This window comes from Thalassotalea sp. PP2-459 (assembly GCF_001913705.1).
Taxonomy (GTDB): domain Bacteria; phylum Pseudomonadota; class Gammaproteobacteria; order Enterobacterales; family Alteromonadaceae; genus Thalassotalea_C; species Thalassotalea_C hakodatensis.
Map to the genome: position 1 here is coordinate 83,720 of NZ_MKQD01000085.1, position 24,663 is coordinate 108,382.

Consider the following 24,663-nt stretch of genomic DNA (forward strand, 5'->3'; position numbering starts at 1 on the left):
ATTAATTTTATTGCTTAACTATTTCGAAAAAGAAAAGTGCCGAACAAGTACAAGCATCACGATAAATACACCAGAAGCAAGTGTTCCTCCAATACAAATTAACGCGCGTTTAGGTGAGGACTTATCTTCTGGGTAGCTTGCAGGATCAACTGTTTTAAATACATACTCTTTTCGTACTTCCGTTAGTAGTAAAGTTTTCATTTGTTCTTCTATTAACTGATAAAAAGTTTCTTTCATCACTTTACTGTTCGTCTTTTGAGCAACATTCTCTAAATATTTAATACTGCTTTTTGCTTCCATTAAATCTTGCTCGCGGATCTCTTCATTAACATCCTCGACTAACCATTCCAACCATTGTTGGGCAATATCTGGTTTGAGAAACTCAAGTGAAATATTAACTACTCCGGATTTATTGTCACTTTCAACGGTTAGGATATTTTCAAATGCTAGATAAACATCTTCAGCAGAAGGTATTAGAGGTTTAGGATAAAAAACTTCTCTAACCCATTTATTTGCTTTTTCATCATACAGCTTATTATTAATTACTAGATTTTTGTCATCGTCTAGTCCATCTGCTGCAATCAGCGGTACCAATATATTATGCTTTGTTACAAACTCGTTTAAAAAAGCACGAGATTTCAATAATTCTTTAGCTAATGAAACTTTCTCATCATTCCCTCCACCTAAACTAACACCCGCCAAGCCTGCTAACCCCCCTAAATTTCCAGCAAGAGAAGATAGATCTTTTTGGGCATTATTATTAGACATTAATTTCACATGAGACGTATATTTATTAGGTAAACTTAACGCATATACGACAGAAAACACGGCGAATATACTGACAAAACCTAAAATTAAAAATTTATGTTTAAATAACACATAAACAATGCTTGTAAGTGAGATTTCTTCTAATTCATTTTTAGTTTTCATTTATTCATTTCAACTCTGATGATAAATATTGAAAAACGTGAGGAGTAAATCAAAGCAGTTTATGATTTTTAAAACTTTACTTATACAAAAGTACAGAGTAAAACAACCACATTCACGCAAATTTAAAATTGTTAGCAGCACTTTATTAACCAGCGAATTTTAACGTATCGTTACCAAAACAGCTAGATTGTTTTAATTTAAAAGCTTAACTACTCCTATATTCACTGGCCCTTTTGAACTAACTGTTTTTTTTGTTTCATGACTAATTTATAAGCTAAATAACCAAATAAGCTACCTTTTGCATGAGGGTATTTAATTTTTCTTAATGCCCATCGATAAAATGGTACTAATGCGTACAAGTCATTTTCATCGGTAAAATAATCAAATACCGACCTAATTTTTTTTACAGGAGAAGAGTAATGATCGTTCACATTTCCATACCTTAACCTATCGCCTGAAATATCGTTATATTTATCTTCAACAAATTTTTTCCATAAGCTTGAATTCAAACGATATTCCAGCGGTACTTTTTGCCAAAAGAAAATTATGTTTTCATTCCACAAAGGCATCCACCAATCTACTTTAAAAAAATCGTAATACCTGTTTGAATTTATAATAAATTTGGCTTGGCGTTCATAAAACTCCCAGGCTTCAAACAAGGAGACTGCAAGCAGACTATCTTCTTGTCCTTCAGAAATTCTCCTCAGCTGATCAGTCAATTTAATATTAAGATCATCACGATTTTCATGTTTCACTTTATTTTTATAATGTTTTGCTATAATTGCATCCACTATGCGCTCAATATTAGTTGACGCCTTAAGATTAATAAGTTGATGTGGTATATGCCCACCTGAAACAAAATCTCCAGTATGTCCTGGGACAATTAATGCGTTACGATGAATAATTTTCTGATGCAATAAAGCTTTTAACGCTGGATATACTTGAATATTAGGTACAGAAATATAATTACTAATGAATGACAGATATTGTTCAAACTCGTCACTTTTTTGCACAACTTTCCATCGTTTTTTATCATACTCAATTAAGTGCCATTCAAAGCCAAGTTTTTCCGCTACTTGTTTACTGATCAAAACCTCTTTACTATTTTTTTTACCGAACGTAAATGTCAGCACATTAGGATAACCAGATTGTTTCAAATATACGGCAATTGCCCTAGAATCATAACCACCACTTAATGGCACTACCACTTGCCGACCTCCCGCATAATCAATGAGTTGATTAATTGCAGCTTTCATGGCGTCATCTAGTTGCATACAAAGCTTTTCATCAGCCACATGCTTATTACCATTCATCGGTATAAATTTGTAATACGCAACTTGTTCAAATCCGTAACACTTTGAAGTTAACATGTGTCCAGCTCGTACCTGATATACGTCTTCTATAAGCGTATTTTCACCTGTTACATAGCCAGCTTGTTGAAACTCTTGTTCTGATAAAGGTATCAAGCTCTGTTTATTCGTTTTGCGAGCCAAGTAAATTGCAGAGTCAGAAACATGCATTTTTTTGTTTTCGTCAAATGCATAAAGCAATGGTTTACTTCTTGTTTTATCACTTGCTAAAACAAATACATCAGAGTCGTTAATAATAAACGAAAAAAATCCTGACAGCTCTAAAATAAATTGCTTAAGTGTTCCTGCTGAAACAGCCTCTCTCGTTAAGTTATAAAGAGAAACAGCAGACAATTTTTGTTCATCTAAGTAAGCACAACCTATATAGTAAAACCTACTTTCTATCTTTTCTGCCTCACCAAATAACCCTTTAATATTGATAGACACATGATGAGGGCGGAGTGTTTTACAACTATGAATCATAATTAATTGCCCTATTATTCGAGTTTTTGTTTTTTTGTTCACATGAAATATAGGCTAATGCGATAATCACTAAGTTATGTATAACGCTAGCTAATACAAACAATTTCAGAGCAAGCCATTCATCATTTCCGTAATGGCCACCTAATATTAACATTGCAATACGTACCGGCATTGAAATGATATTTATCAATAACGATTGCTTCTGCTTTTTTAGAACAATGAGCAATTTCAAACTGGGCGCATTAATTAAAATAAAATAAGTCCATAGTGATAACCACTGCGCGTAAACACCAGCTTCAAACCATTTTTCACCAAAGACCAAAGAGAATAGTGCCGGGCCAAAAAACCAAATAATACCTAACGGCAAAAGAGCAACGACAGACAGGTAAAAAGTTGTGTGAACAAAATATTTTTTCGCTTGAGCAAACTGTTGTAGGTTAACTTGCTTCGAAAAACGTCCATAACATACATCACCTACAGCTTTGCCTATCAACGTTATAGGTATCGCTAAAATGGTTCTGCTAAACGTATAAAAACCTGCTGAAACAGGGCCAAATAAAGCTGCTAGTATCACTACAGGGGCACTTTGTGATAGTGCATTAAGTAATGCTTGAGGTGACTGAAACAAAGGAAAGTTACGATACCTAGCTAACAGTTGTCTATAGTCGTTATTTGGAAGATTTTCTGTTTCATTTTTTATCGCGTTCTTAACAGGTAAACCAAGTAATAGCGCATTAATCAAAGGGTTAACAATAGCAATCACAATTAACGTAATTGCATACGGTATAAAAAAGCCAACGCCTAGTTTTAATAAGTTAATTATTAAAGCATGAAGTATGCTAATTTTTGCCCTTAGTTTAAATAAAGATAATTTAATCGACCAATTTTCACTGAGCTGAAGCATCGCACCAAACAGCACAACAGCAGGCACCCAATATAAATACATACCATCGCCTTGGGCGTTTAATACGTTAACTAGCCACGGCTTGTTTAACACAATAAATAAGGTAAATATTAAACATGCTAACAGAGCAATACAGGTTGAAAGCTTTGACAGCGCTTTAGCTTCATTATTTGACTTAGTAAGCACGACTGCTATGGGTAATGTTAATGCAGCTATTGGCATTAATATTGTTGATAACGCGACAAATACCCCCAAGTGACCGAATGCCTCTGGTGTAAAAATGCGAGTGAGTAAAGGTGTGAACGCTAAAGTAATAATTTGTGCGCCAGCTGTACCTGTTACTACAGCTAAAATAGCAGAGAGATCTTTACGCACGGTTTTCCTTTAACGTGGTGAATTTGCATCTGATTTAAAAACGAGGCTATTAAACCATAAAACCGCTATTAATTCGAGCATTGAAAACGTTAAGAATTGTTACTTCGCCTAGTTATTCACCTTGTTACCAACTATTTGGTTGCTTATTGATTACGTAAATTAAAAGAAACACAGGTAAAAGTAATCTCTTGTTTGTTCCGAGTAAAACCTTTTCAATATATGTGCATAGTCGTTTTTACTGTTTACCACAGTAAAAAATCAGTAAAAAAAAAACGACCCGAAGGTCGTTTTTTAAACACGTTAATAATCTAATATGTAGATTAGTTACAAGTGATTGTACCGTTACCACCAGCGATAGTGCCAGTACAGCTAGCTTTCTCACCTTCGTATGCATCACTTAATAGTGCCATGCGGCCACCAGAAGCTAGGTTACTGTAACCAGAGATCTTGATGTCAGCATCAGGAGCTGTTGTAGAGAATGTAACGCTTAATGATGTACCTTCAGTTAGCATTAATGCATCATAAACTTCAGCTTCACTAATTTTAGTTAATGATTCTGCTTCAGCTTTACCTACTAAAGTACCGCTGTAAGCAACACCTTCACGCGTAAATGCCGTGATTAACACATCACCTGTTTGATCGCCTGAGTTAGCAAGCTCAAAGTTAGTGGTAACGTGGTCATAACCGATTGGCGCGTAAGGGAAGGTAATTTCAGAACCGTTTAAGTCCCAAATAAATGCATTTGCACCAGCTGAAGAGCTACCTAATAAATAAAATGCATTAGTATCCGCTTCTGTTGGTGTAATCATCATAGATGCTTTAACAGTACGAGTTGCAAGGTTAGTGTCACCGTCAACAGTAATCGCAACTGTAGCATCAGAGATACCCACACCTTCAACCATGTTATCAGCATCGAATACGGCTGTATCATTCGTACCAACAATATCAGTTTCAGTGTAATCTGCTTGTTCAACACCAGTAAAGTTACCAGTTAATTCCATCGCAAATTCTGCAGTTGTATGATCAATACCTAAATCAATTGTGCCGTCAACTGTAATGTCAAATACAAAGTCAGTAGTTACGTCATCACCGATAGCATCAGAGAAGAATAAACGATCTTGTTCAACATCAATGGTATCAGTTACAGCTGTTGCAGTTAATGCAAACTGGTTTTCTGTTGTTACCAATGTTTTAGCTTCAGCAACAGGTGCGGCTAAAACTGTACCTGTATCATCTTTTGCTTCAGGTAAACCAACAGTTAAATCGCCTGCACCAATTGTAGCTTTAGTAAACTTAGTAACTACGTTTGCAGCATGGTCACCATCAGTATCATTAAACACTAAAACAGCGTCAGCAGCAGTAGCTGTTGTTAATTTAAATAACACCCACTCATAATCGCCATTAGCATCTTCACCGAAATCTACTAAGTCAGCAACAGCCGCACCTACATCACCAATAACAATTTCATTTGCAGCTGCTACAGCAGCTTTCGCGTCGCCTGCAACACCAGGAGCGATTGTTAGAGCATTGATTGCCGCAATAGCAGCTGTTGCGTTAGTTGCGGTTGTAGTTGCATTAATAACTTCAATTGCTGCAGCTTTAGCGGCTGCTAATTCCACATCTAATTCGGCTTGCGTGTTACCAGTAGCATTAGCTACTGCAGCAACTGCATTGTCAATATCTGTTTGAACTGCTGCATCTAAAGGGTCTGCAACTGTATTGTCAATTACTTGTAATTTTAAACCAGTATCCGATGCAATTGCACCACCAGCAAAATCAAACTTCAATGTATTGTTAACACCTAGTGCTATACCAGCACGGTACTGAATACCAATAGTCCCTGCTTCTAAATCTCCTGAAAGAGCTGAACCAGTGTAAGCACCTAAGTATTCGTTACCTACTTTATAAGCGGTACCTGATACAGAGATACTACCAGCAGTTGCCGAAGCAGCCGTTGCAGCAAGTGTTGCCGCTAACAATGTTTTTTTGAACATTTTAAATCCTTATTTTTCATGAAAATGAATTTTATTATAACTTTAGTTATTATTTAGCTAAGTAATAACTAAATAAAAGTCATTATTTAACGTTAAAAGACTTTAACATGTTAGTGGAAGTACCGCTAAAATGCCAAATCTTGAAACAATTTATCTCAACTAAACCAAAGGTGTCAACACCTAATTTCGTAATTAATTCAGTGTCTTTTATTTAACCAATGCCAATTTGATTATTAATTCGTCGAATTATCAATAATTGCCGTGCGACAAAATAAAAGGCTATGATAACACATTAGACACCCAACTTAGTAACCTATTGTTTTTTAAGAACAATATAAAAACAAACTCATACCAAAATTAAAAGGCATGTAAATTAACATGCAAACACCTATAAACTCGCGAAAATGCTGGCATTGCTCAGCTCTGTAAGCAAATAATAAATTAAAAAGTTAAATATTCTAAATTTTGCTTAAATGAGTCAGTAATTTCTTGCCATTGATCAGTACGGTCTATTACTTTTGGCGTGATCAACATAATTAACTCGGTACGGTTAGTGTTTTCACCGTTTGATTTAAATAAGTGCCCAACCAACGGGATATCCCCTAATAAAGGTATTTTTTTATCGCCTTGGTTGGTGTTTTCACTAATTAAGCCACCTAAAATGATAGTTTGACCGCTTTGTGCAACAACTTCTGTTTTTAAACCTCGCTCGAAAATATTCGGGTTACCACTTGCACCTGAAGAGTCAGGCACTTCATTAGAAATAGTTTGGCTAATTTCCATGATCACAATACCACGGGCATTAATTGAAGGGGTTACAGTTACATCAACCCCTGTTTTGCGATATTCAGAACTGGTAGTTTGTCTGTCGCCACTGATAGGGTCTTCGGTGGTTTCACCAACTACTGAAATATCTGAACCCACATTAATATTAGCCGAGACACCATCACGCACTAATAAACTGGGGTTTGATAGCACTTTGATTAGATCATTCGTTTCAATAAAATTCGCTTTTATACTGCCATCTGCGCCGTTTAGCGCTAAACTAAAACCGCCAATCCCCGTTACACCAAAGGCATCTTTTGTTCCCATGCTAAGCTCACCTTGGGTAAATGCCCACTCAACACCATGTTTAAACTCATCACTTAAATTTACTTCCGCAATGGTAATATCTAGCATTACTTGACGTGGTAATACATCTAGTTTTTTAATGAGCGGTAACAGTGCTTGGTATTTATTACCCGAGGTATAAAAAATAATCGCGTTTGAACGTTCATCAACCACTAAGGTCATGTCATCTGAACTTACGCCGGTTAAACGCGTATTCGAGGGTGCGTTACCCGTAGAGCTTTTACTAGCAGTATTGCTTTTTGAGTTCGCTCGAGCTGTTCCACCTAATAAAGCAGATAAACTTTCACCTAAATCTGCGGCACGGGCATATTGTGGATGATACATAAAGTATTGTTTAGTGACACTTTGCAAAGGCTTATCAATTAACTTCGCCCAATAACGCACACGATCGAGTAACGATTTATCAGCAGCAAATACAGCAATAGAACCAATTTGTGCAATGGGAACCATGACTAAGTTTTTACTGCCAGCATTATTTGTAGCGATAGGAATGCCTTCATTCTCTAACAACGTGGTAATTTGCGTAGTAAACTCTTCACTGGTGATGTAAGTGAGGTTTATTAAACCAATATTTTTACCACGGTTTGACGGTGCATCAAGTAAATGAATAAACTCAAGCGATCTGAGAATTTCTTCGCGTTTACCTTGCAAGAACAAGGCACTTTGATCCGCATCTGTTGATATTTGCACACCTACTAGTTGTCTTAACGCTTTCTCAATACTTATTTTAACACCATATTTTAACGGAATAATTTGTAGAATATCTTGCCCTGTTTGTGGCACATCTTCTAACTCTCTACCAACTGCCGTGACTACATTTTTAGCACGTTTATTAAGTTTAGGTTTATTAATAAAGTACAAGCCATCATTAAAGTTAATGCTAACCTCATGTTCCATTAACAATTCACTTGTTAACTGCATTAAACGACGAGGGCTAATTTTTTCTTGTATGTTTAGGGTTATTTTTTCTTTTGAAGGCTCTACGCTTTTATCAATTATATAATTAATGCTGAGTAATTCACCAAGTGCGTAATGCAAAAACTCATTTAATGGCATTTCATTGACCGAAAGGCTAAGTGATGGCTCTGGTGAAAACGACGCAGACAGCTTTTCAGCTTTGCGTAGGTTAACTTGCTGACGTGGTAAGGGTTCTAGGTTTTTAATCTGAGCTAAGTCGGTATGCAGAAGATCTTGCTCTTCTGGAATAGTATCATCAGTTGTTACCACAACTATATCTTCTTCACCATTCAAGTAAGACTGAGGGACTTTAAACCCCGAGCTTTTCTCTGGTTGAGTCTCTTGTGTTGAGCTACAACCAAACATAGCAAATACACAAAATAATATTGTAAGGTGTTTTTTTGTTTTGTTCATAGTTATTTTACTTAATGTAACCTATTGCTAGCTGCTTGTATTATACAAGTGAAGATTTATCACATTGCTGTAACCAGTTAATATCAGTTTATTAGGCAATATGTTTGTTACGGCATAACCGTTTAATGTATCTGTTAAGGTGACTCTGCGAAGCTCACGTTTATTTGTTGTTAAGTTTTCTTGGGCAACAACAGCGAAACGACCATCTTGCTCAAACGTTCCAACTAACATTAATCGCATATTTTTAGCATATAGCTCTTTTAAATCACCTTTTTGGGCTAACATTTCTGCTTCAGATAAACCTTGCTGTTTTTCTACTTTAGTTTTTGCCGTTGATTCGTATCGCTTTAGCTTTTCAGAAATTTGTTTAAATTCTACTTCATTCAATGCAAGAAGTCCGGTTGATGATAGTTGCTCTTGAGACCATTCATTACTAACTTGCGCAGTACCATCATTAAAACGAGTAACGAAATCAAAAAATATTAAGAATAAGATGATTCCCCAAACAACAACTAACTCTCGTTTAGTAAATTTTTTTAACCCGTGTACTTCGTTCTCGGTCGTTGTCACTTTTTTAAAGTTCAACATCATTTAGCTTCCAGGTTCGTCGAAAGGTTATAAGCTGAAAAAACAAGACTACCTGAAGCCTCGCCAAGAGAGTTTTCTTTCATTCTTCGGATATATATCGTCCATTCTACAATGTTAAAAAAGGTCGCTTGATCTGATAGATCCATATGCAATAGTGCTATATCGTTTGTATCACCTTCAAAAAAAATTTTAGCGCGTAATTCTTTGATATCACCTTCAAGTTCATTGGGCCACGTGAAGTTTTTTATTTTTACCTTGTGTTGACTAAACTTTTTTTCTACTTGTTGCTGCAAGGATAATTTCATCTCATTTGTAGAACTAAAACTGTGATAAAGCGTTTTTGTTCGCTCATTTATTTTTTCTACACCTGTTAGCGAAACTGCTAGTGTTTCCTTACGTGCTATTACATTTTCAGCTTTATTTAACCTCATTGCCTTTGCATTTATGTCGTCAATATTTTCTTGTTGCCAATCAAAAACAGGTACAACTATAAATCGAATTGCCGCGAGCAAAGCAACAACTAATAACAAGTTTTTACGATTTCTTAGTGTGCTCATCAATTACTCCTTACTTCAGGGAGTGCTTGTTTAGATGCAGGTTCTACACGACTACTTTTTACTAATTCATTAGTGTTGAGCGTAAAGCTAATACTGAATTCTTCACGTCCCCTACTTTTACGTACAGGCTTTGAAAAGCTTGGTTGCATTAAATAAGGATTTTTAGTTAATTTTGACAATATATCGGTAGCTCTTTGACCTTCATTAGCCCACCCTTGGATAGTCACTGTTTCATTTTTATATAAAATCGCTTTTAATTGAGCACCTGAAGCAATAACGTCTAAAGCTATATGCCAAATATTCCAATGAGGATTTTGATTTTGTAAAGGTGCTTGTAACTGCTTATGCTGACTTACTGCTGTTTGGTACGCTTTTTGAAGTGACAAGGATTCATTCACCTGCTCGGCTTTGTTTGTTAAAGCGTAATCCAAGTGTGCATTTCGCAAGACAAGCCAACCACTTGTAAGTAATAAATAACCGCTGAAGAGGGTAACTGCAATTATGCCTGCTTCTTTCCACGGGTAATCTTGCCAGTTGATTTTCTCTGACTTTACCACAAACCCTTGAAGCGACGTAATACCTTGCCTTAATAATCCTTCATATAATAAAGCAACAAAATCGGATTGCTCTTCTGTGCTTAAACACTGTTCTTGTTCAGTTACTAGTGGAGCACCTGAAGCCAATGCAAACAACTCTACTGAAGGTGTATTGGCAGACTGAATACCAGATACGATACCTTGGCCGGTTTTAGAGATAAACAAAGTATTTGATAAGGTTTTTATGCAAGCAATCGATACTTTATCATCAAGTGCATTAGCTAACAAAAACGATTCCGGAATAATTAACCAAGGTTTTTCCTTTATTGAATCAAATATTTTCGGTTCTACAACCCAAAGCGTAACTCTATGGCTATGTTCATTTATTCGTTCTATAAATTTTAGTGTTGTACCTGAAAAAGGTGCATTGTCGTCGTCATATTCTAATGCTTTTAATAATTCGCGTTTATTGGCAATCGGATAGACCTTAGAAACTTCGAAATAATGCTCGCGACCTAAAATTAACCAAGTAGCTTTAGCGATCTTTTCTTTGGGTTGTTTAATTAAAGAAACACCCTCTTTTTTGTCACTCTTTATCGCGTAAAATTCATTCGATAAATATCCACCACGATCCGCTAACTTTTCTTTGATGAATGCTAGTATACGTGATTTTTGCTGAGTATTTTTTGATGCTTGATTATTAGCTTGTTGCAATTTACTTTCTTAATGATCGCCGAATTAACGGGGGTAAAATTATACACGACAATAGTTATATTGGAAGTAGCTATTACCTTAACGAATGGGAGTATCCTACCTCAGTACTAACACACCATACAATGTATTCTGATCTTTTATGTCCAAAATAGCCATTATTTTAGTAAAAGAGTATTTCAATCATTGCCTTTATGATAAAAACAAATCATCTAGATTTAATAACGAGCAAAAATCATTAAAGGTTCGTTGGCAAATGGTTCGAATTTAAACTCTATTGTTTCTTGTAACACCACATCATTCACACTTGCTTGTATACTCAAGGTTAAGTGGTTAGCCGGAAAAAAAGATAAATATGTCTCATCATATTGATTATTCAATATCCCATTAATTTCCTCCTTAGTCAAAACTCGGTTTTGTCGTTCAGCAATTATTTGTTCAGCTACATCTAATGGAAATAGGAGCTTTAATAAATGGTTTGGGGCATTTTGAATATTAAGTCCCGCTAATGGATACAATGTACTCATTGACTTTATAGACTCTAAAGCCACTTGATGACTTTCAAAAAACAAATCAATCTCTTGTGACAATTGTATCGGAAAATTTCGATATTCAAAGCCATTTTCAAGCATTGTTGGCTCTTGTTCACCAACAATCCAAGCATCTGTATCTTTGTCTTGCCAATCACCAAAACGCCCTTGAAATTCTTTTATCTGCTGGTCTTGTAGGCCTAAATTCTCTAATGCTACGCGCCAGAATGGCCATTTTATGAACTGTAATGGTAATAACCCTGCATTATCTTGAATACGTACTTTTATGACAATGCTTTCATCGTTTATTAATACAAAAGGTTGCCCATACACATTCCAAGGTTCACTGTTTGGATAAAGCTGTTCAAGGTGCTCATCGTTTTGTTGTGTCAATAACAAGTACAACATTTTACTTTGTGTGCTTTTTATCAAGTTGCTTGCTTGAATTCGGTTTTCAAGGGCTGTAGCGGTAGCAATTTGCTCTCTTGCTGTATACGTAAAACTCAACGCTAATAAACTGATAATCATGCTAATTAACAAGACTTGTACTAATGCAATACCCGACTGTCTTGTATAGGATGTAGAGTTAATCTTGATTGACATAGTTTGATAATACTGCTGGGATTGGCCGATTCAAACGGGATTGTATCGAATACTGTTTACCTTCAACGGTAAAAGTTACACTTACCTGTTCTGGAAAAACAAGTTTTTCTAAACTATTATAATCGCTAAGCCACTCCTTTTGCGGAGGTTGCATACTTGTTAGGTCAGGTGTCCAATTTTTATTTTCTAAAGAGGACCAACCGAAATAGAGAAACTCTGCATTTTTTACCCTATCAAATAAAACAACTGAATGCTCAAACTCTAATTGTTGTGTTACCTGTACTAACATTTGTTGATTCATTGGTGACTCTTGATAGATCAGGCGAAAGGTAAAATCATCATTTTGTTCGAATTTCAATCTAACCACTGCCGCGAAATCTGGCTTAAACATCGATCTTAATGTTACTGCAACAAAACCATTTCTATTACCTTCAAAATAATATTTAGCACTTTGTTTATTATCGGTGACAACATAGCCCGTAATACTCTGCAAGGACTCCTGTACAAGTAGTAAATTTTTTGTAGTAGCTAAGGTTTGATTAAAATGCCCAAGACGACCATTCCATCTGTCACTAAATAACGAATATGCATTAGTTGCAATGAGCATTACCATGGAAAGTAACGTCATTGATACTAGCATCTCAATTAAGGTGAAACCTTTACTCCCCTTCACCAACTTACCTCATTGAATTGATATACCCTGCTCGCTTTATCAATAGACAGTTGAAGCTCTACATTCCATAATACAAACTGATTAATAGACTTTTCTAGCTCCCCGCTTGCCAAACTCACTCGCTCAGGTGGCGCACTAACGAAAGCTGGCTTAGCTACCCAAGAAAACGTTACACGCCCCCATTCACCTTGTTCTTCCATTATTTCTTGTTGACCTGACGTTTGAATTTTAGCTTTGATACTCTCACTTATTGTTTCAACAGCTGCTGAAAACAATAAGGTTCGTTCTGCTTTACCACTTGATAATATCGCACCTCTATATACTAAGGTAATAGAGGCAATGACTAAAAATAAAATAAATGAAGCAACTAAGACCTCAATTAACGTAAAACCGCGCGATTTATTGTAGCGTTTACCGTTGTTTAATCTCATCTATTGCTCCAACAAAGCAATTAAATCTAACTGTCTAGTTTTATTGCCCTGCCGAAACTGAAGTACTGTAATATCTACCATACCATTTTTGTTAAAAAACAAGACAGAATCATCAAAAGATAAAAATTCAAAGTGTTGCTCTAACAGTTGAAAGCTTGTCGCTTGGTTTTGTTCGTTGAAAATATCATTTGTTGCCACTTTGGAAATGATAACTTGATGCTTGTTAAGTTCAACTTTAATCGTTGCACCATTTGAGAATGCTTTAATACTGGCTTTTCTTAATAAGTTGCAAAATGATAAATATTCACTTTGAGCACTAGCTTTATCCACAGTATTAATCGCTAATGGTGCAACAATTGACATCATTGTCATCATAATAGAGATAACAACTAATAACTCTATTAATGTTACTCCTCTAACAGAGCGATACTTACGCTTACATAAACAAACATGTTTTTGCGAACGTAAAAACATTTTAAAATCCTAGTTCGTTGACCGAGATAATACTTAATAGCATGGTCACAACAACACTACCAACTATACCGCCCATTGTAAGGATTAATAAAGGCTCTAAGGTAGATGTCATTTTATCAGTCCAACTTTCAAACTCTGCCCTTGAACGAGAGGCTATTTCATTAAATACGGGTGACAATTTTCCACTTTCTTCACCTACTTCTAGTAAAGACAGAAAAAATTCAGGGTAAATAGGGCTTCGGCCAAGAGAAGCAGTTAACCCCTCCCCTTTCTTAATTTGTTCTTTGGCAGCTATTAGGCCCTGTCGAATAAAACGGTTTTTTACACTTCCCGCTGATAGTTCTAACGCTTTATCAATTGAAATGCCCGCATCAATCATCATAGATAATGCCGCATTAAACCTTATACGTTCTACAACGAGCAACGCTCCTTTAATTAAAGGCGTTTTTATTAATACTTCATCAAGCCTTCGCTTAGTATTTGGATTTTTAAACGCAGCCATTAGCCCTATAATAGCAGCTGCAATCGCGAGAAAAAGAAACCATTGATACTGCTGCATCCAAGCACTTACATCTAATAAAACTTTTGTGTAAATAGGTAACTCTGGCAACCCATCAAACAACCCGCTCATTTGAGGTACAATGTAATTAAATATAAATAAAATACATAATATACAAACACTTAAAATAACCAAGGGATAGGTAAGGGATTGTATAATCTTTCGCTTAAGATTTGCTTTAAACTTTAGATCTATGGCGAGCTTTTCAAAAACATTAGATAAATCACCACTAGCTTCTCCTAACCGCACTAAATTAATGTAAAGGAGATCAAAAACATCAGGATGTTCTGCCATGGCATCTGACAGCATATTTCCACGTTTCACTGCTGTATATAACTCTTTAAGTAGTTTTTCAGAAGCACCTTTCGCTTTATTACGTTGCAAAATATATAAGCTTTTGTCTATTTTTACGCCATTTTTTAATAATATAGACAGCTCAGATGTAATAAATTCTAACTCGTCTAGGCTAACCGTTTTACTTTCAAATAAACTAATTGAAGACTTATTTTCACCCTGTTCTTTTAAAGAAATGATAATAAGTTTTTGTTCAACTAATTCTTTTTTAGCAAGCTCAAATGTATTTGCATCAAGAATACCTTCAACTTTAGCACCATGAACATCGTACGCTTGATAAAGAAATTGAGCCATTAACCACAAACCCTAATAATTTCATCCACTGTAGTAAGACCTTTCATTGCTTTTACTAAACCGTCTTCAAGTAAAGTACGTCCGCCGATACTTTTATTATGTGCTTTCGCTTCAGCGATGAACCTTTCATTTTTAGGTAAACTTGTAATTTCTTGGTCTGAGCGTAAATATTCAATAACAGCCATTCGGCCCTTGTAGCCGCTATTATTACAGTGCTCACAACCTTGAGGTTGACATAAAGTGATTTCTGTCAGATTGTTTTTATTAGCGAGTTCTTCCAATTGATATTTGTTAATTAACTCCTTCTGTTCAGGGTGCGGAATAGTGCAGTGTTGACAAACTTTACGTGCCAATCTTTGCGCGATAATAGATACTAACGCCGCATTCAACAAAAATTCTTCTACACCTAAATCAAGTAAACGCGTGTATGCACTGGGCGCATCATTTGTATGAACTGTACTAAAAACTAAATGACCGGTAAGTGCAGACTGCATTGCTATTCGTGCAGTTTCCTTATCTCGAATTTCACCTATCATTATAATGTCAGGATCTTGCCTAACAATACTGCGTAAACCAGCGCTAAAATCAAAACCAATATCAGGCTTAACTTGTACTTGGTTAACTCCTTCTAATTGATATTCTACTGGATCTTCTAAGGTAATTATTTTCACATCATCATCGTTAAGTTCATTCAAGAACGTATACAAAGTCGTGGTTTTACCACTACCTGTTGGCCCCGTAAGTAAAATAACACCTGCAGTATGTTTTAAGTCGTCTTTTATTTTTGTTTCGATATCCTCGGAGAGCCCTAAAACATCCATTTCATATTGAACTGCGTCTTTTCTTAAAAAACGCATAACCATACTTTCACCATCATTTAAAGGTAATGAAGATACTCGAATATCTAACGCTATATTTGAAATCTTCATTTCAATTTTGCCATCTTGTGGTCTGCGCTTTTCGGCAATATCCATATCAGCTAATATCTTAAGTCGTGAAATGACAGCAAGTTGAAGCCGTAATGGTAAGGTTTCTATCTCTTGTAAAACCCCATCAACGCGAAATCTGACTCTATATCTACCTCTTTGCGGCTCAAGATGCATATCTGAAGCACCTTGTTTAAGTGCTCTTGCAATAAGTGAGTTTAATAAGTTAACCGTTGGGGCTTCACTAGCTAGTTCTCTTAACTTATCTTCTTCAACATCTGATAATAATTGCGTATCATTTCCAGCATTCACTTGCTGTTCAATATGATTAATTTGAAATTTCTGAAAAACATCGTCAGTTGTAATAACGCTTGAGTATTTAACATGTAAACTCTGTAAATACTGAATAACTTCCCAATTTAAAGGAGATACGGTAACAAAAGTATAATGCTTGCCGTTTTGTTTATATGGATACCAACCTCGGTCTGTTAAAAACTTTACATTTAAGTCGGCTCCAATAGGAGGTTCTAATGTTTCAAACTCATCTAAGGTTAAAATAGGTAACTGCAATAGACGACTATAAAAAGAGGGTAGGTTATCTTCAGAAAAGCTTCCCATATTAATAAGTAAACGCTCTAAAGCGCCACCAAACTTGGATTGATATGCTTTTGCTTTTTCAATATCATCTAAGGCAACATCAAATTCCTGAAGGGTTTGCTCCATATTCAGCATTATTGATGCACCAAATCTTCATCTTCATCTTTACCGCCTAAAACACCGTCCTTCCCATAACTCATTAAGACGTAGTCTTCCCCATTAGGGCCAGGTGACTTGTATTGATAAGCGTTACCCCATGGGTCACTAGGTACATCTTTAGGTATGTATGGACCATCCCAATTAGGCTTTTCTGATACTCGTAATTCGGATAATGCAGTCGGATAGTCGCCAATATCTAATCGATAAGTATCTAAAGAAGTTTGTAACATTTGCATTTGGGCTAATGCTGTTTTTTGTTTAGAAGAACCAACTTTCGAAAACATTTTTGGTGCTACTAAAGACATAAGTAACCCTAAAATAACGATAACAATAAGTAGTTCAATTAAAGTAAATCCTCGATTTTTGTACATACAAATAAAACACAGTTAGTCAAATTAATGCAGCAAATATTACCAAGATAAAACAAATGAGTCATTAAAAGTTTACAGGGAATATGTAAGAAAAAATACTTGAAAAAAATCTATTAACACATACTTTAATTGAAGCACAACTGAACTATCTATTTTTATTAATATGCTTTATGAATCGCCAAGCATGCTGCATTGCATAAGAATAAATACAAAATAACAATAAAAAAGCACTTAACATGAGTGGTTCAGAAATGCTGAAAATTTCGCCCATAATACCAATACTAGAGCAAAAGACTGCAAGTGTACTTATCACCCATAATGCTTGACGAGATGTTAAACCTAATCTCATACATATGTGATGTAAGTGTCCATTATCAGCTTGAAAAGGAGAAACGCCTTTACGCATTCTTCGTATCATAATTGCAAACATATCCATCAAAGGAATTGCAATCACCCACAATGCTGTTACAGGTCTAAATGATGCTTCGCCGTATACTGTATTTTGCGTTTTCAATGTTAACAACCAAATAACCGTTAAGCCCATAAACATACTACCTGCATCGCCCATAAAAATCTTTTTACCACGTGGATTTCGAGTACTCACATTATAAAAAAGATAAGGAATTATCGCGACAACAAGAATTAACGGTAATAGTACATCGGCAGAATTATCATTTAATGTGGTTAATAAAGTTATTGAAAGTATTGAAATAATACTCATTGAGCCTGCAAGACCATCGATACCGTCAATCATATTAAAGGCATTAATAGCAGCAACACAGGCAAGCATGGTAAATATCATGCCGTATGAACCTACATTTACGTTGCCAAACGAAAAAATATTGCCAAAGTCGTATATATAAATACCTGCACCAAAAACCATTAATGAGGCTACAATACCTTGAAAGATCATACGAGGTGCTACACTTAGATCATAGATATCATCCATCGTGCCAATAAATACGAGTAACGCTGAGGAAATAAAATATAAGTTAATAATTTGATTTTGTTCAACAAAAAACGTTGAAGCTATTAACACCCCAGTATAAATTGAAATACCGCCAATAAGGGGGATAGCGCCGTCATGCTTTTTACGCTCATTTGGTAGATCAACTAAACCAATATGTGGCGCTAAGGGAAGTAACACTTTAATTGTAGAAATAGAAACACAGAAAGCGACAAGTAAAGCACTTAAAATAAGAAGCATTCAATAAACCTTGGTATTTAAAAAAATACACGAGCCAGTAAGCATAAAAAATTTCGCTAATTATAGTAGGCTAGCTAGTTAGAATCTAGGGTAAACAGCAAATATTTTACAAACAACCACGTCAATTCATCAAATGTGAATACGGCGAGTTATAACTGAAGCATTATCTCGCCGTTTAACACTATTGTCTACAAATTAGAAATTGCTGCAACTGCTACCGCTGCTTGATAGATAATTTGTGTAGCTACCTGCCATAACGTTAAATCTTCCATATAATATGAATCTAACGGTACAACAACGGTATCACCCGGTTGTAACTCCTGTGTATCCGAAGCGAACCAGCTGTCACCACTTGGAATATGCACTTGGCCATTGGCTTTGATAACATAAACACGATCTTCATCTGCTTGCTTTTTCATTCCACCACTTAAACCAATATAATCAAAAGCATCTAAATGGGTTTGATAAATATGTGAAGACGTCACTTGAACCTGCCCTACCACATTAACAGAGTTTTGTTTGGTTGGAATATACAGCATATCGCCGTCTTCAAGTATCACGTCTGTTTGCTCGTTTGCCACGATTAATGGGATATCAATCACTAAACGACCAATGGGTTTTACACTAGTTAAATCAGCTAATAGTTGGCTTGTTTGTTCGTAATCAAACGAACTGTTGCCATCTCGATCAGAGAGATTCTTAGAAGCAATTTCCATACGTAAGCTTTCTGACACCTTAACAAGGTTTTTCAGCTCTAACTCTTTAATGGTTTCTCGCGTAAATAATGAACCTTCAAGATAGGCAAAATCAGTAAAACCACCCACACGCTTGATTAATTGCCCCAGTGTTTCTCCCCTGCGAATGGTGTATTTACCAGGGAACATAAACTCACCTTTGAGTTCAACAGTGTGGTTTTCTTGCCAAGCAGGTATATGATGAATATTTAATCTGTCTTTGCTTTGTAATTGTTTATTCTGGCTGCTCTCCCCTGCGAGTGCACTGGCAAGGTCAATTTTAAATGCTTGCTTTACCGCTAAACCGTTTTCTATATCATTTCTAGTCATTTCAGCATTTGCTAAATATGCAGATTCTTGAAGGCCACCGGCGGCTTTGACTAAGTCATCAACACGACCATTTTTTGCTAGTGGATAAACCCCTGGAAACTTAACAGCACCATCAACCTCAACGAGTTGTAACGGTTCACCAGAGGCAGCTTGACGCTTTAATTGCTCTATAACGGGTGCTAGCAAACGCTTACGTGAGAAAAAGTTAAGTTCTCGTAATTCTGGCTCTTCTTCTTCAGCACCTGTTAATTCCTCAATAGACTTATACGTTTGTTTTAACGTTTCTTCCGCTTTGTTGACTTCTTCTGTTAAATTTAACGCATTTTGTGAGTTTTCATTTTCGTAATATTGCCAGAATAGCTTGTCTTCATGTCTTTTCTCTGCATTTTCTTTTTCTAACAGTAAGAGCTCATCTTTCGTGAAAGCTAAACTTTCTAAACTATCAATTTCAGTTGAAATAACCTCTTGATTAGAAAATATTAACACTCTGTCGCGAGCCTGCAGCACTAAATTATCTTCTGAGTTTTTGTCACTTACTGCATTAAATAAACTAAATTGTAATATGTCTATATTGCGACCAATGTCTTTTTCGCGGATCACTAAACCGTAAGTTAAGTCAGCATCACTGGCAACATACGCATGAATGTTCGGAATTAAATCGGCTATGCGTTGCCCTTCGTGCCATTGATATTTTCCTGGTCTAGTAACTGCACCAATAAAGGTGACAGAATTTTCATATTGCGAAGATGTTTTCGTTACTTTTACTACATCACCGTCTTTAGCTTTTTCTGAAAGTGCTGTAGATGAATTGAAATCAACCGTCTTTACAGTTCTAAGGTTATTATCATTAAACCCTTCAACAATCGTTGAAGAGGGGTATGCAGAAGGCAACATACCGCCAGCCATTTTAATGACATCTTGAAATTTCTCACCTTCTTTTAATTCGTAAATAGCAGGTCTTTTCACTTCACCGTCGACAGTCACTCTATCTCCAACAGAGGAAATAAACACTACGTCTCCAGATTTTAAAATAATATCGTGACTAGAATCACCTTTGATAAGTAAGTCATATAAATCTAAGTTTGCGACGAGTTTTCCACCGCGCTTAATTTGAATATCACGTAACGAGCCTACCTCACTAATACCACCTGCTGCGATAATAGCGTGTGTGGCACTTGATAACGAATTTAACACGTATTGACCCGGTCTATAGGCATCGCCTAGAACAAACACACGAATTGAGCGTAAGTCAGACAAAGTAACGATAACGTTAACGCCTAATACTTTGTTTTTAATTTCATTCGCTAAATACTGTTTTGCTTCAATAAAGGTCATACCGGTAACATTAAATGCACCCAGTTGTGGAACAACGACATCACCTTCTCTTGAAACCTCAATTTCAAAATCATTACTTTCTTTGCCAAACATTTGAATTTTTAGCGTATCACCCGGACCAACTAAATAGTTCTCCGGAATAGCAATATCCATAGAAGGCGCAAAGGTAAAAGGTTCATTGGCAAACACGTCATAACCAAAAGGTTTTGGCTTACCGTCATCATCTTCTTCTTTTTCTAGTTCTGCTTCTTGATCAAAAATAGGGTTACCAAATTCATCGTATTTAGTCCCTCGAGGAAAAAGTTGCGGTAATGCTTCTTCTTTTTGCTCTGTTTTCTTGTTATTGCTACCTGAAAGCTGAGCTCGTATTGCGTTATAATCAACTCCCATGCTTTGCGCTAATGATTTTTGCTGAGCTGGTGGTAATCGCTTAAATTGTTCGAGCTGCTGTGGGGAAATATTCGAAGGTATTTGCGCCGAAATTGCATTGCCAACAAATAGATATATAAACAAAAATACAGTGATTATTTTTTTCATTGATAAAACCAAGTTAAACCTAAATTATTGTTATTTACTCTTCGCCGCCGTCGAGTTCGTCCATAAATGCTTCAAAGTCTGCATCGTCTTCACTCTCTTCAATGGGAGGATTACCATCATAAACTTTAAATTTCATATTTTGAAAGTACGCATTTTTGACAAATTGATAAGTATCTGTCGAATTTTCTAGCATTTGTTCTTGATCTTTTAATTGCGCACGCTGTTCTAACGCGATAATACCAACTCTGACTAAGTTTGGCCAAAAGTCAATCACCGCCATTGGCCAGTAGTAACGATCTACATAATCGCCTACTTCATCACGAACAGAACTAGGCCCCATTGCAGGAAGCATTAAAAAAGGGCCATCACCTACACCATAACTACCAAGCACTTCGCCAAACTCTTCATGTTTTCTGCCCCAACCGAAGTCGCTAGCAGGGTCAAAGAAACCAAACAATCCAATAGTTGAGTTTAATATAAAGCGCCCTGTGCTTTTAGCTGCGTCACTAAACTTACCTTGTAATAAGTTGTTGATTACCGCCGAAGGTTCGTTCAAGTTCAGTGCCATGTTATAAACACCTGAACGAAAGTCTTTATTTACGTTATCGACATATGCTTCAGATGCAGGCTTTAACACATATTTATCTGCGTACTCCCAATTAAACGTCCAGATGGGGCGGTTGATCGTTTCAAGTGGGTCTTTAGGATCACCTGCGGCTTCATGGTGCGCTGGTGTAGAAGAACAACCGACTAGCCAAACAGCAGTAAGCGCGATAAATAAGTTTTTTAGATGTATTAGCGACCGTGACAACGTACTCTTTCCTTAAGAAAATCTAAGCTGAAAAAATTCCGAGCAAAGTTTACCACGAGCAATCGCTGTGACATAGTCTTTAACAGTTGAATTTAACAAGAAAAGTTTATAAAAAATGTAAGAAAATAGTTTAACTAGATGACTTACTGCTCCGCTTATGCATTGCAATTAGCATCTCAGCCTCTATTCTAGGCAATTGGCATTCGACCATTAACTCATTGACATCGGCGCCTAATTTAACCATTTTTTGCGCGCGGGAGTATAACTTGTCTTCAGGTTGTTGATGCTGAAATTCAGCTAATTCTGCTTGTAATGTAGCGATTGATTCTTTCAATGCATTCGTTCGGTGGGTTAATTGACCACTTACTTGTTCTTGTTCTACTTGCCAATCAGCTGCTGTAGACAATTTATCGTTAACGGCCTTTGCAGTGTTCATTAGCTCTTGTTGTAAATCAGTAACAAGTATTTCTAAACCTGAAAGTTGAGTAGTTAAGTACGCTGTTTTTTTTGAAAGGTTCATTATTTTAACAAAACAAATAATGTTCAGTATCAGCAAGCACGCGATAACTGCATATTCAATATAGTTGAGTAGCTCATTCATAATGTTTATGGTATTTGCCACTTCGGTGGCAAATACTTAGAATTGCTTCAATTCATCCCACTCGTCGTCAGTTAGTAACTTATTTAAATCAACTAAAATAAGTAATTCACCGTCTCGGTTTGATACGCCTTGAATAAATTTAGCACTTTCTTCGTTGCCCACATTGGGCGCAATATCAATTTCAGACGCTTTTAAATAAACCACTTCAGCAACACTGTCGACTAAAATACCTATCACTTGCTTTTCAGATTCAATAATGACAATTCTTGTATTATCCGTGACTTCGGATGATGGCAAACCGAATCGTGAGCGGGTATCAATGACAGTAACTACGTTACCACGTAAATTGATAATGCCTAGTACATAAACCGGTGCGCCAGGTACAGGTGCTATTTCACTATAACGTAACACTTCTTGAACTTGCATTACATTAATGCCGTAAGTTTCGCTATCTAATTTAAACGTGACCCACTGAAGCACTTCATCATTCGTGTCTACATTATCACTTGCACTGCGTCTTTCATCAGACATACCGCTCGCCTCTTTCGCGTTAATTCTTCAAAAATCTATTATAAAGATAGATTTACCTTGTTAATACATCAAATTAATTCTTACGTTATTAAGCATTTTGATGAATATTCGCACCATCATTTAACATCATGATTAGTGCATCTACATCAATTAATGCACACATACGTTCTTTTATCAAACCCGCTAGCCATGGACGCTTCGTTGAACCTGTTAACCATTTAACGTCATCTTGCTCTAAGGTTACCGTATCAATTAGGTTTTCAGCCAACAAACCCCACTGACTATTATTTAACATTATAACATACTGATAGTTCAATGAATTAATAAGGTTCTCGTTACATTTTTCCGGCATTATCCATTGAGCAGTGTCAACAACATTAATTTTTTCGTCCCTATGTAGCATAACACCTTTAAACCAAGCAGGTTTACCCATTAAACTATTGGTTTTATCTACGTTGTGAATGCCACCTAATTCAATAAGAGGTACAGCAACAATAAGCCCTGCTACATCGAAAAACATCGCTTGAAAAGCTCCCTTACGATAATCTTTATCAGCTTTAACAATAAATTCAGCTTTACTTTTACGTGTCGTAATTGCTTCTGGTTCTTCAGTAGTCGTTGGTACTTTGATTTGTGGTTCAGCTGTTTTCTCTTTTGCTTTTATCTCGGGCTTAGCTGTTATCTCAGGGGGTTTATTTAACGATTTTGCCGACGTTATAACATCAAGTTGTTTTTCATCAACATTGTGCGTCACACTTGCTTGCTGTAATAATTCATTTAATTGTTGTTTTTGTTCTAATACAGGTTCAACTGAGTCTTCAGTTAATAACTCAGACAGATAGTTTTGCATTAAACCTTTGCTTGCACTTAACGAGCCTTTATCTTTTGCAGCCATTAATGACGCTCCTGAATGCTTTCAAGAGACAAAAGATAATCTAACAAGTTTTTATAGGCTGTTACCCCTCGCGTTGAGGCTTGAAAATCAGAGGGAACTTTTTGTGCTTCACTAGCATTTCTAAAGTTTGTGTCTATAGGGATAACTCCTTGCCAAACGGTGTTACCATAGACTTCTTGCAGCTTTCTATATGCTAAAAGCGATGCTTTAGTTCGCTTATCAAACATGGTTGGCACTATTGTATAAGTAAAAGGTTCTTGTTGTTCACCTTGCATAATATCAAGTGTTTTCATCATCCGATCTAACCCTTTCAACGCTAGGAACTCAGTTTGTACTGGCACAATAATGCGATCTGCAGCAGCAAGAGCATTAACCATTAATACCCCTAATACAGGTGGGCAATCCATCAATACTACGTCATATTCGTCTTGAAGCTGGGCAATAGCCTTTTTTAACACTAACCCCATACCGCCTTTTGCACCTAATGCTCTATCTAACGTAGCTAATCCCATAGTCGCGGGTAATATATCGATGTTTTTATATTGTGTGGGACACAGGCTTTGCATGATCTGCTCTTTGGTAGACACTTGTGTAAACAGGTCATATACGCTTAACTCAAGATCTTCAGATTCGATACCAAAATAATAACTCAAAGATGCATGTGGATCAGTATCAACAAGTAAAACGCGTTTACCTTGCTCGGCTAATAAACCGCCAATCGAAATCGTTGTGGTTGTTTTACCCACACCACCCTTTTGATTTGCAACTGTCCAAACTAACAA

General features: G+C 36.2%; 22 protein-coding genes. All 22 read right to left on the bottom strand.

Annotated features, from left to right (window positions below):
- Positions 1–18: 18 nt before the first annotated feature.
- The 22 genes from BI291_RS17600 to BI291_RS17705 all read right to left on the bottom strand — a co-directional run bounded on the left by BI291_RS17600 (position 19) and on the right by BI291_RS17705 (position 24,663).
- Complete coding sequence (locus tag BI291_RS17600) at positions 19–930, bottom strand: Wzz/FepE/Etk N-terminal domain-containing protein (protein WP_074500607.1); 912 nt, start codon at positions 928–930, stop codon at positions 19–21.
- A 221-nt stretch (positions 931–1,151) separates the two neighbouring features.
- A complete protein-coding gene (locus tag BI291_RS17605; RefSeq protein ID WP_074500608.1) occupies positions 1,152–2,762 on the bottom strand; it encodes an asparagine synthase-related protein in 1,611 nt (536 codons plus the stop codon).
- Positions 2,752–4,041, bottom strand: coding sequence for a lipopolysaccharide biosynthesis protein (locus tag BI291_RS17610; protein WP_074500609.1), 1,290 nt, complete (start codon positions 4,039–4,041; stop codon positions 2,752–2,754). The genes BI291_RS17605 and BI291_RS17610 overlap by 11 nt, the downstream gene beginning before the upstream one ends.
- Positions 4,042–4,361: 320 nt before the next feature.
- A complete protein-coding gene (locus BI291_RS17615; RefSeq protein ID WP_074500610.1) occupies positions 4,362–6,035 on the bottom strand; it encodes a hypothetical protein in 1,674 nt (557 codons plus the stop codon).
- Between the two features lie 441 nt (positions 6,036–6,476).
- Entirely contained in the window at positions 6,477–8,537 is a 2,061-nt protein-coding gene (locus BI291_RS17620) for a secretin N-terminal domain-containing protein (protein WP_074500611.1), read from the bottom strand.
- A gap of 27 nt (positions 8,538–8,564) precedes the next feature.
- Complete coding sequence (locus BI291_RS17625; RefSeq protein WP_074500612.1) at positions 8,565–9,128, bottom strand: hypothetical protein; 564 nt, start codon at positions 9,126–9,128, stop codon at positions 8,565–8,567.
- Positions 9,125–9,682 carry a hypothetical protein gene (locus tag BI291_RS17630; RefSeq protein WP_074500613.1) on the bottom strand — a complete coding sequence of 186 codons (558 nt, stop codon included), beginning with the start codon at positions 9,680–9,682 and terminating at the stop codon, positions 9,125–9,127. Before BI291_RS17630 ends, BI291_RS17625 begins: the two co-directional genes overlap by 4 nt.
- Entirely contained in the window at positions 9,682–10,932 is a 1,251-nt protein-coding gene (locus BI291_RS17635) for a PilN domain-containing protein (RefSeq protein ID WP_074500614.1), read from the bottom strand. The genes BI291_RS17630 and BI291_RS17635 overlap by 1 nt, the downstream gene beginning before the upstream one ends.
- 215 nt (positions 10,933–11,147) lie before the next feature.
- A complete protein-coding gene (locus BI291_RS17640) occupies positions 11,148–12,062 on the bottom strand; it encodes a type II secretion system protein GspK (protein ID WP_083602168.1) in 915 nt (304 codons plus the stop codon).
- On the bottom strand, positions 12,046–12,735 hold the full coding sequence (locus tag BI291_RS17645; RefSeq protein WP_074500616.1) for a prepilin-type N-terminal cleavage/methylation domain-containing protein: 690 nt from the start codon (positions 12,733–12,735) through the stop codon (positions 12,046–12,048). Before BI291_RS17645 ends, BI291_RS17640 begins: the two co-directional genes overlap by 17 nt.
- Positions 12,732–13,166 carry a prepilin-type N-terminal cleavage/methylation domain-containing protein gene (locus BI291_RS17650; protein ID WP_074500617.1) on the bottom strand — a complete coding sequence of 145 codons (435 nt, stop codon included), beginning with the start codon at positions 13,164–13,166 and terminating at the stop codon, positions 12,732–12,734. The genes BI291_RS17645 and BI291_RS17650 overlap by 4 nt, the downstream gene beginning before the upstream one ends.
- Positions 13,167–13,640, bottom strand: coding sequence for a Tfp pilus assembly protein FimT/FimU (locus BI291_RS17655; RefSeq protein ID WP_074500618.1), 474 nt, complete (start codon positions 13,638–13,640; stop codon positions 13,167–13,169). It abuts the gene before it with no gap.
- Between the two features lies 1 nt (position 13,641).
- The gene (locus BI291_RS17660) at positions 13,642–14,847 is read right to left on the bottom strand and encodes a type II secretion system F family protein (protein WP_074500619.1); all 1,206 of its coding nucleotides are present in this window, start codon (positions 14,845–14,847) and stop codon (positions 13,642–13,644) included.
- Positions 14,847–16,505: a GspE/PulE family protein gene (locus tag BI291_RS17665; protein WP_175573149.1), complete on the bottom strand. Its 1,659-nt coding sequence runs from the start codon at positions 16,503–16,505 to the stop codon at positions 14,847–14,849. Before BI291_RS17665 ends, BI291_RS17660 begins: the two co-directional genes overlap by 1 nt.
- On the bottom strand, positions 16,505–16,900 hold the full coding sequence (gene gspG, locus BI291_RS17670) for a type II secretion system major pseudopilin GspG (protein WP_074500620.1): 396 nt from the start codon (positions 16,898–16,900) through the stop codon (positions 16,505–16,507). The genes BI291_RS17665 and gspG overlap by 1 nt, the downstream gene beginning before the upstream one ends.
- Positions 16,901–17,045: 145 nt before the next feature.
- Positions 17,046–18,107 (bottom strand): UDP-N-acetylglucosamine--undecaprenyl-phosphate N-acetylglucosaminephosphotransferase, encoded by a 1,062-nt coding sequence (gene wecA, locus BI291_RS17675; protein WP_074500621.1) that lies wholly within the window; start codon positions 18,105–18,107, stop codon positions 17,046–17,048.
- Between the two features lie 188 nt (positions 18,108–18,295).
- Positions 18,296–21,043, bottom strand: coding sequence for an SLBB domain-containing protein (locus tag BI291_RS17680; protein WP_074500622.1), 2,748 nt, complete (start codon positions 21,041–21,043; stop codon positions 18,296–18,298).
- Positions 21,044–21,077: 34 nt separating this feature from the next.
- On the bottom strand, positions 21,078–21,854 hold the full coding sequence (locus BI291_RS17685; protein ID WP_074500623.1) for a VacJ family lipoprotein: 777 nt from the start codon (positions 21,852–21,854) through the stop codon (positions 21,078–21,080).
- Positions 21,855–21,984: 130 nt separating this feature from the next.
- Positions 21,985–22,374 (bottom strand): DUF2802 domain-containing protein, encoded by a 390-nt coding sequence (locus tag BI291_RS17690; RefSeq protein WP_139302653.1) that lies wholly within the window; start codon positions 22,372–22,374, stop codon positions 21,985–21,987.
- A 117-nt stretch (positions 22,375–22,491) separates the two neighbouring features.
- Complete coding sequence (locus BI291_RS17695) at positions 22,492–22,986, bottom strand: chemotaxis protein CheW (RefSeq protein ID WP_074500625.1); 495 nt, start codon at positions 22,984–22,986, stop codon at positions 22,492–22,494.
- Positions 22,987–23,074: 88 nt separating this feature from the next.
- Positions 23,075–23,881 (bottom strand): chemotaxis protein CheW, encoded by an 807-nt coding sequence (locus BI291_RS17700; protein WP_254849613.1) that lies wholly within the window; start codon positions 23,879–23,881, stop codon positions 23,075–23,077.
- Positions 23,881–24,663, bottom strand: coding sequence for a ParA family protein (locus BI291_RS17705; protein WP_074500626.1), 783 nt, complete (start codon positions 24,661–24,663; stop codon positions 23,881–23,883). The genes BI291_RS17700 and BI291_RS17705 overlap by 1 nt, the downstream gene beginning before the upstream one ends.

Excerpts from the sequence above, each read along its gene's own strand:
- BI291_RS17700 (WP_254849613.1), bottom strand. The coding sequence starts at position 23,881 with ATGGCTGCAAAAGATAAAGGCTCGTTAAGTGCAAGCAAAGGTTTAATG.
- BI291_RS17605 (WP_074500608.1), bottom strand. The coding sequence starts at position 2,762 with ATGATTCATAGTTGTAAAACACTCCGCCCTCATCATGTGTCTATCAAT.
- wecA (WP_074500621.1), bottom strand. The coding sequence starts at position 18,107 with ATGCTTCTTATTTTAAGTGCTTTACTTGTCGCTTTCTGTGTTTCTATT.
- BI291_RS17695 (WP_074500625.1), bottom strand. The coding sequence starts at position 22,986 with ATGTCTGATGAAAGACGCAGTGCAAGTGATAATGTAGACACGAATGAT.
- BI291_RS17660 (WP_074500619.1), bottom strand. The coding sequence starts at position 14,847 with ATGGCTCAATTTCTTTATCAAGCGTACGATGTTCATGGTGCTAAAGTT.
- BI291_RS17630 (WP_074500613.1), bottom strand. The coding sequence starts at position 9,682 with ATGAGCACACTAAGAAATCGTAAAAACTTGTTATTAGTTGTTGCTTTG.
- BI291_RS17655 (WP_074500618.1), bottom strand. The coding sequence starts at position 13,640 with ATGTTTTTACGTTCGCAAAAACATGTTTGTTTATGTAAGCGTAAGTAT.
- gspG (WP_074500620.1), bottom strand. The coding sequence starts at position 16,900 with ATGTACAAAAATCGAGGATTTACTTTAATTGAACTACTTATTGTTATC.
- BI291_RS17615 (WP_074500610.1), bottom strand. The coding sequence starts at position 6,035 with ATGTTCAAAAAAACATTGTTAGCGGCAACACTTGCTGCAACGGCTGCT.
- BI291_RS17625 (WP_074500612.1), bottom strand. The coding sequence starts at position 9,128 with ATGATGTTGAACTTTAAAAAAGTGACAACGACCGAGAACGAAGTACAC.
- BI291_RS17600 (WP_074500607.1), bottom strand. The coding sequence starts at position 930 with ATGAAAACTAAAAATGAATTAGAAGAAATCTCACTTACAAGCATTGTT.
- BI291_RS17620 (WP_074500611.1), bottom strand. The coding sequence starts at position 8,537 with ATGAACAAAACAAAAAAACACCTTACAATATTATTTTGTGTATTTGCT.
- BI291_RS17680 (WP_074500622.1), bottom strand. The coding sequence starts at position 21,043 with ATGAAAAAAATAATCACTGTATTTTTGTTTATATATCTATTTGTTGGC.
- BI291_RS17690 (WP_139302653.1), bottom strand. The coding sequence starts at position 22,374 with ATGAACCTTTCAAAAAAAACAGCGTACTTAACTACTCAACTTTCAGGT.
- BI291_RS17650 (WP_074500617.1), bottom strand. The coding sequence starts at position 13,166 with ATGAGATTAAACAACGGTAAACGCTACAATAAATCGCGCGGTTTTACG.
- BI291_RS17640 (WP_083602168.1), bottom strand. The coding sequence starts at position 12,062 with ATGTCAATCAAGATTAACTCTACATCCTATACAAGACAGTCGGGTATT.
- BI291_RS17665 (WP_175573149.1), bottom strand. The coding sequence starts at position 16,505 with ATGCTGAATATGGAGCAAACCCTTCAGGAATTTGATGTTGCCTTAGAT.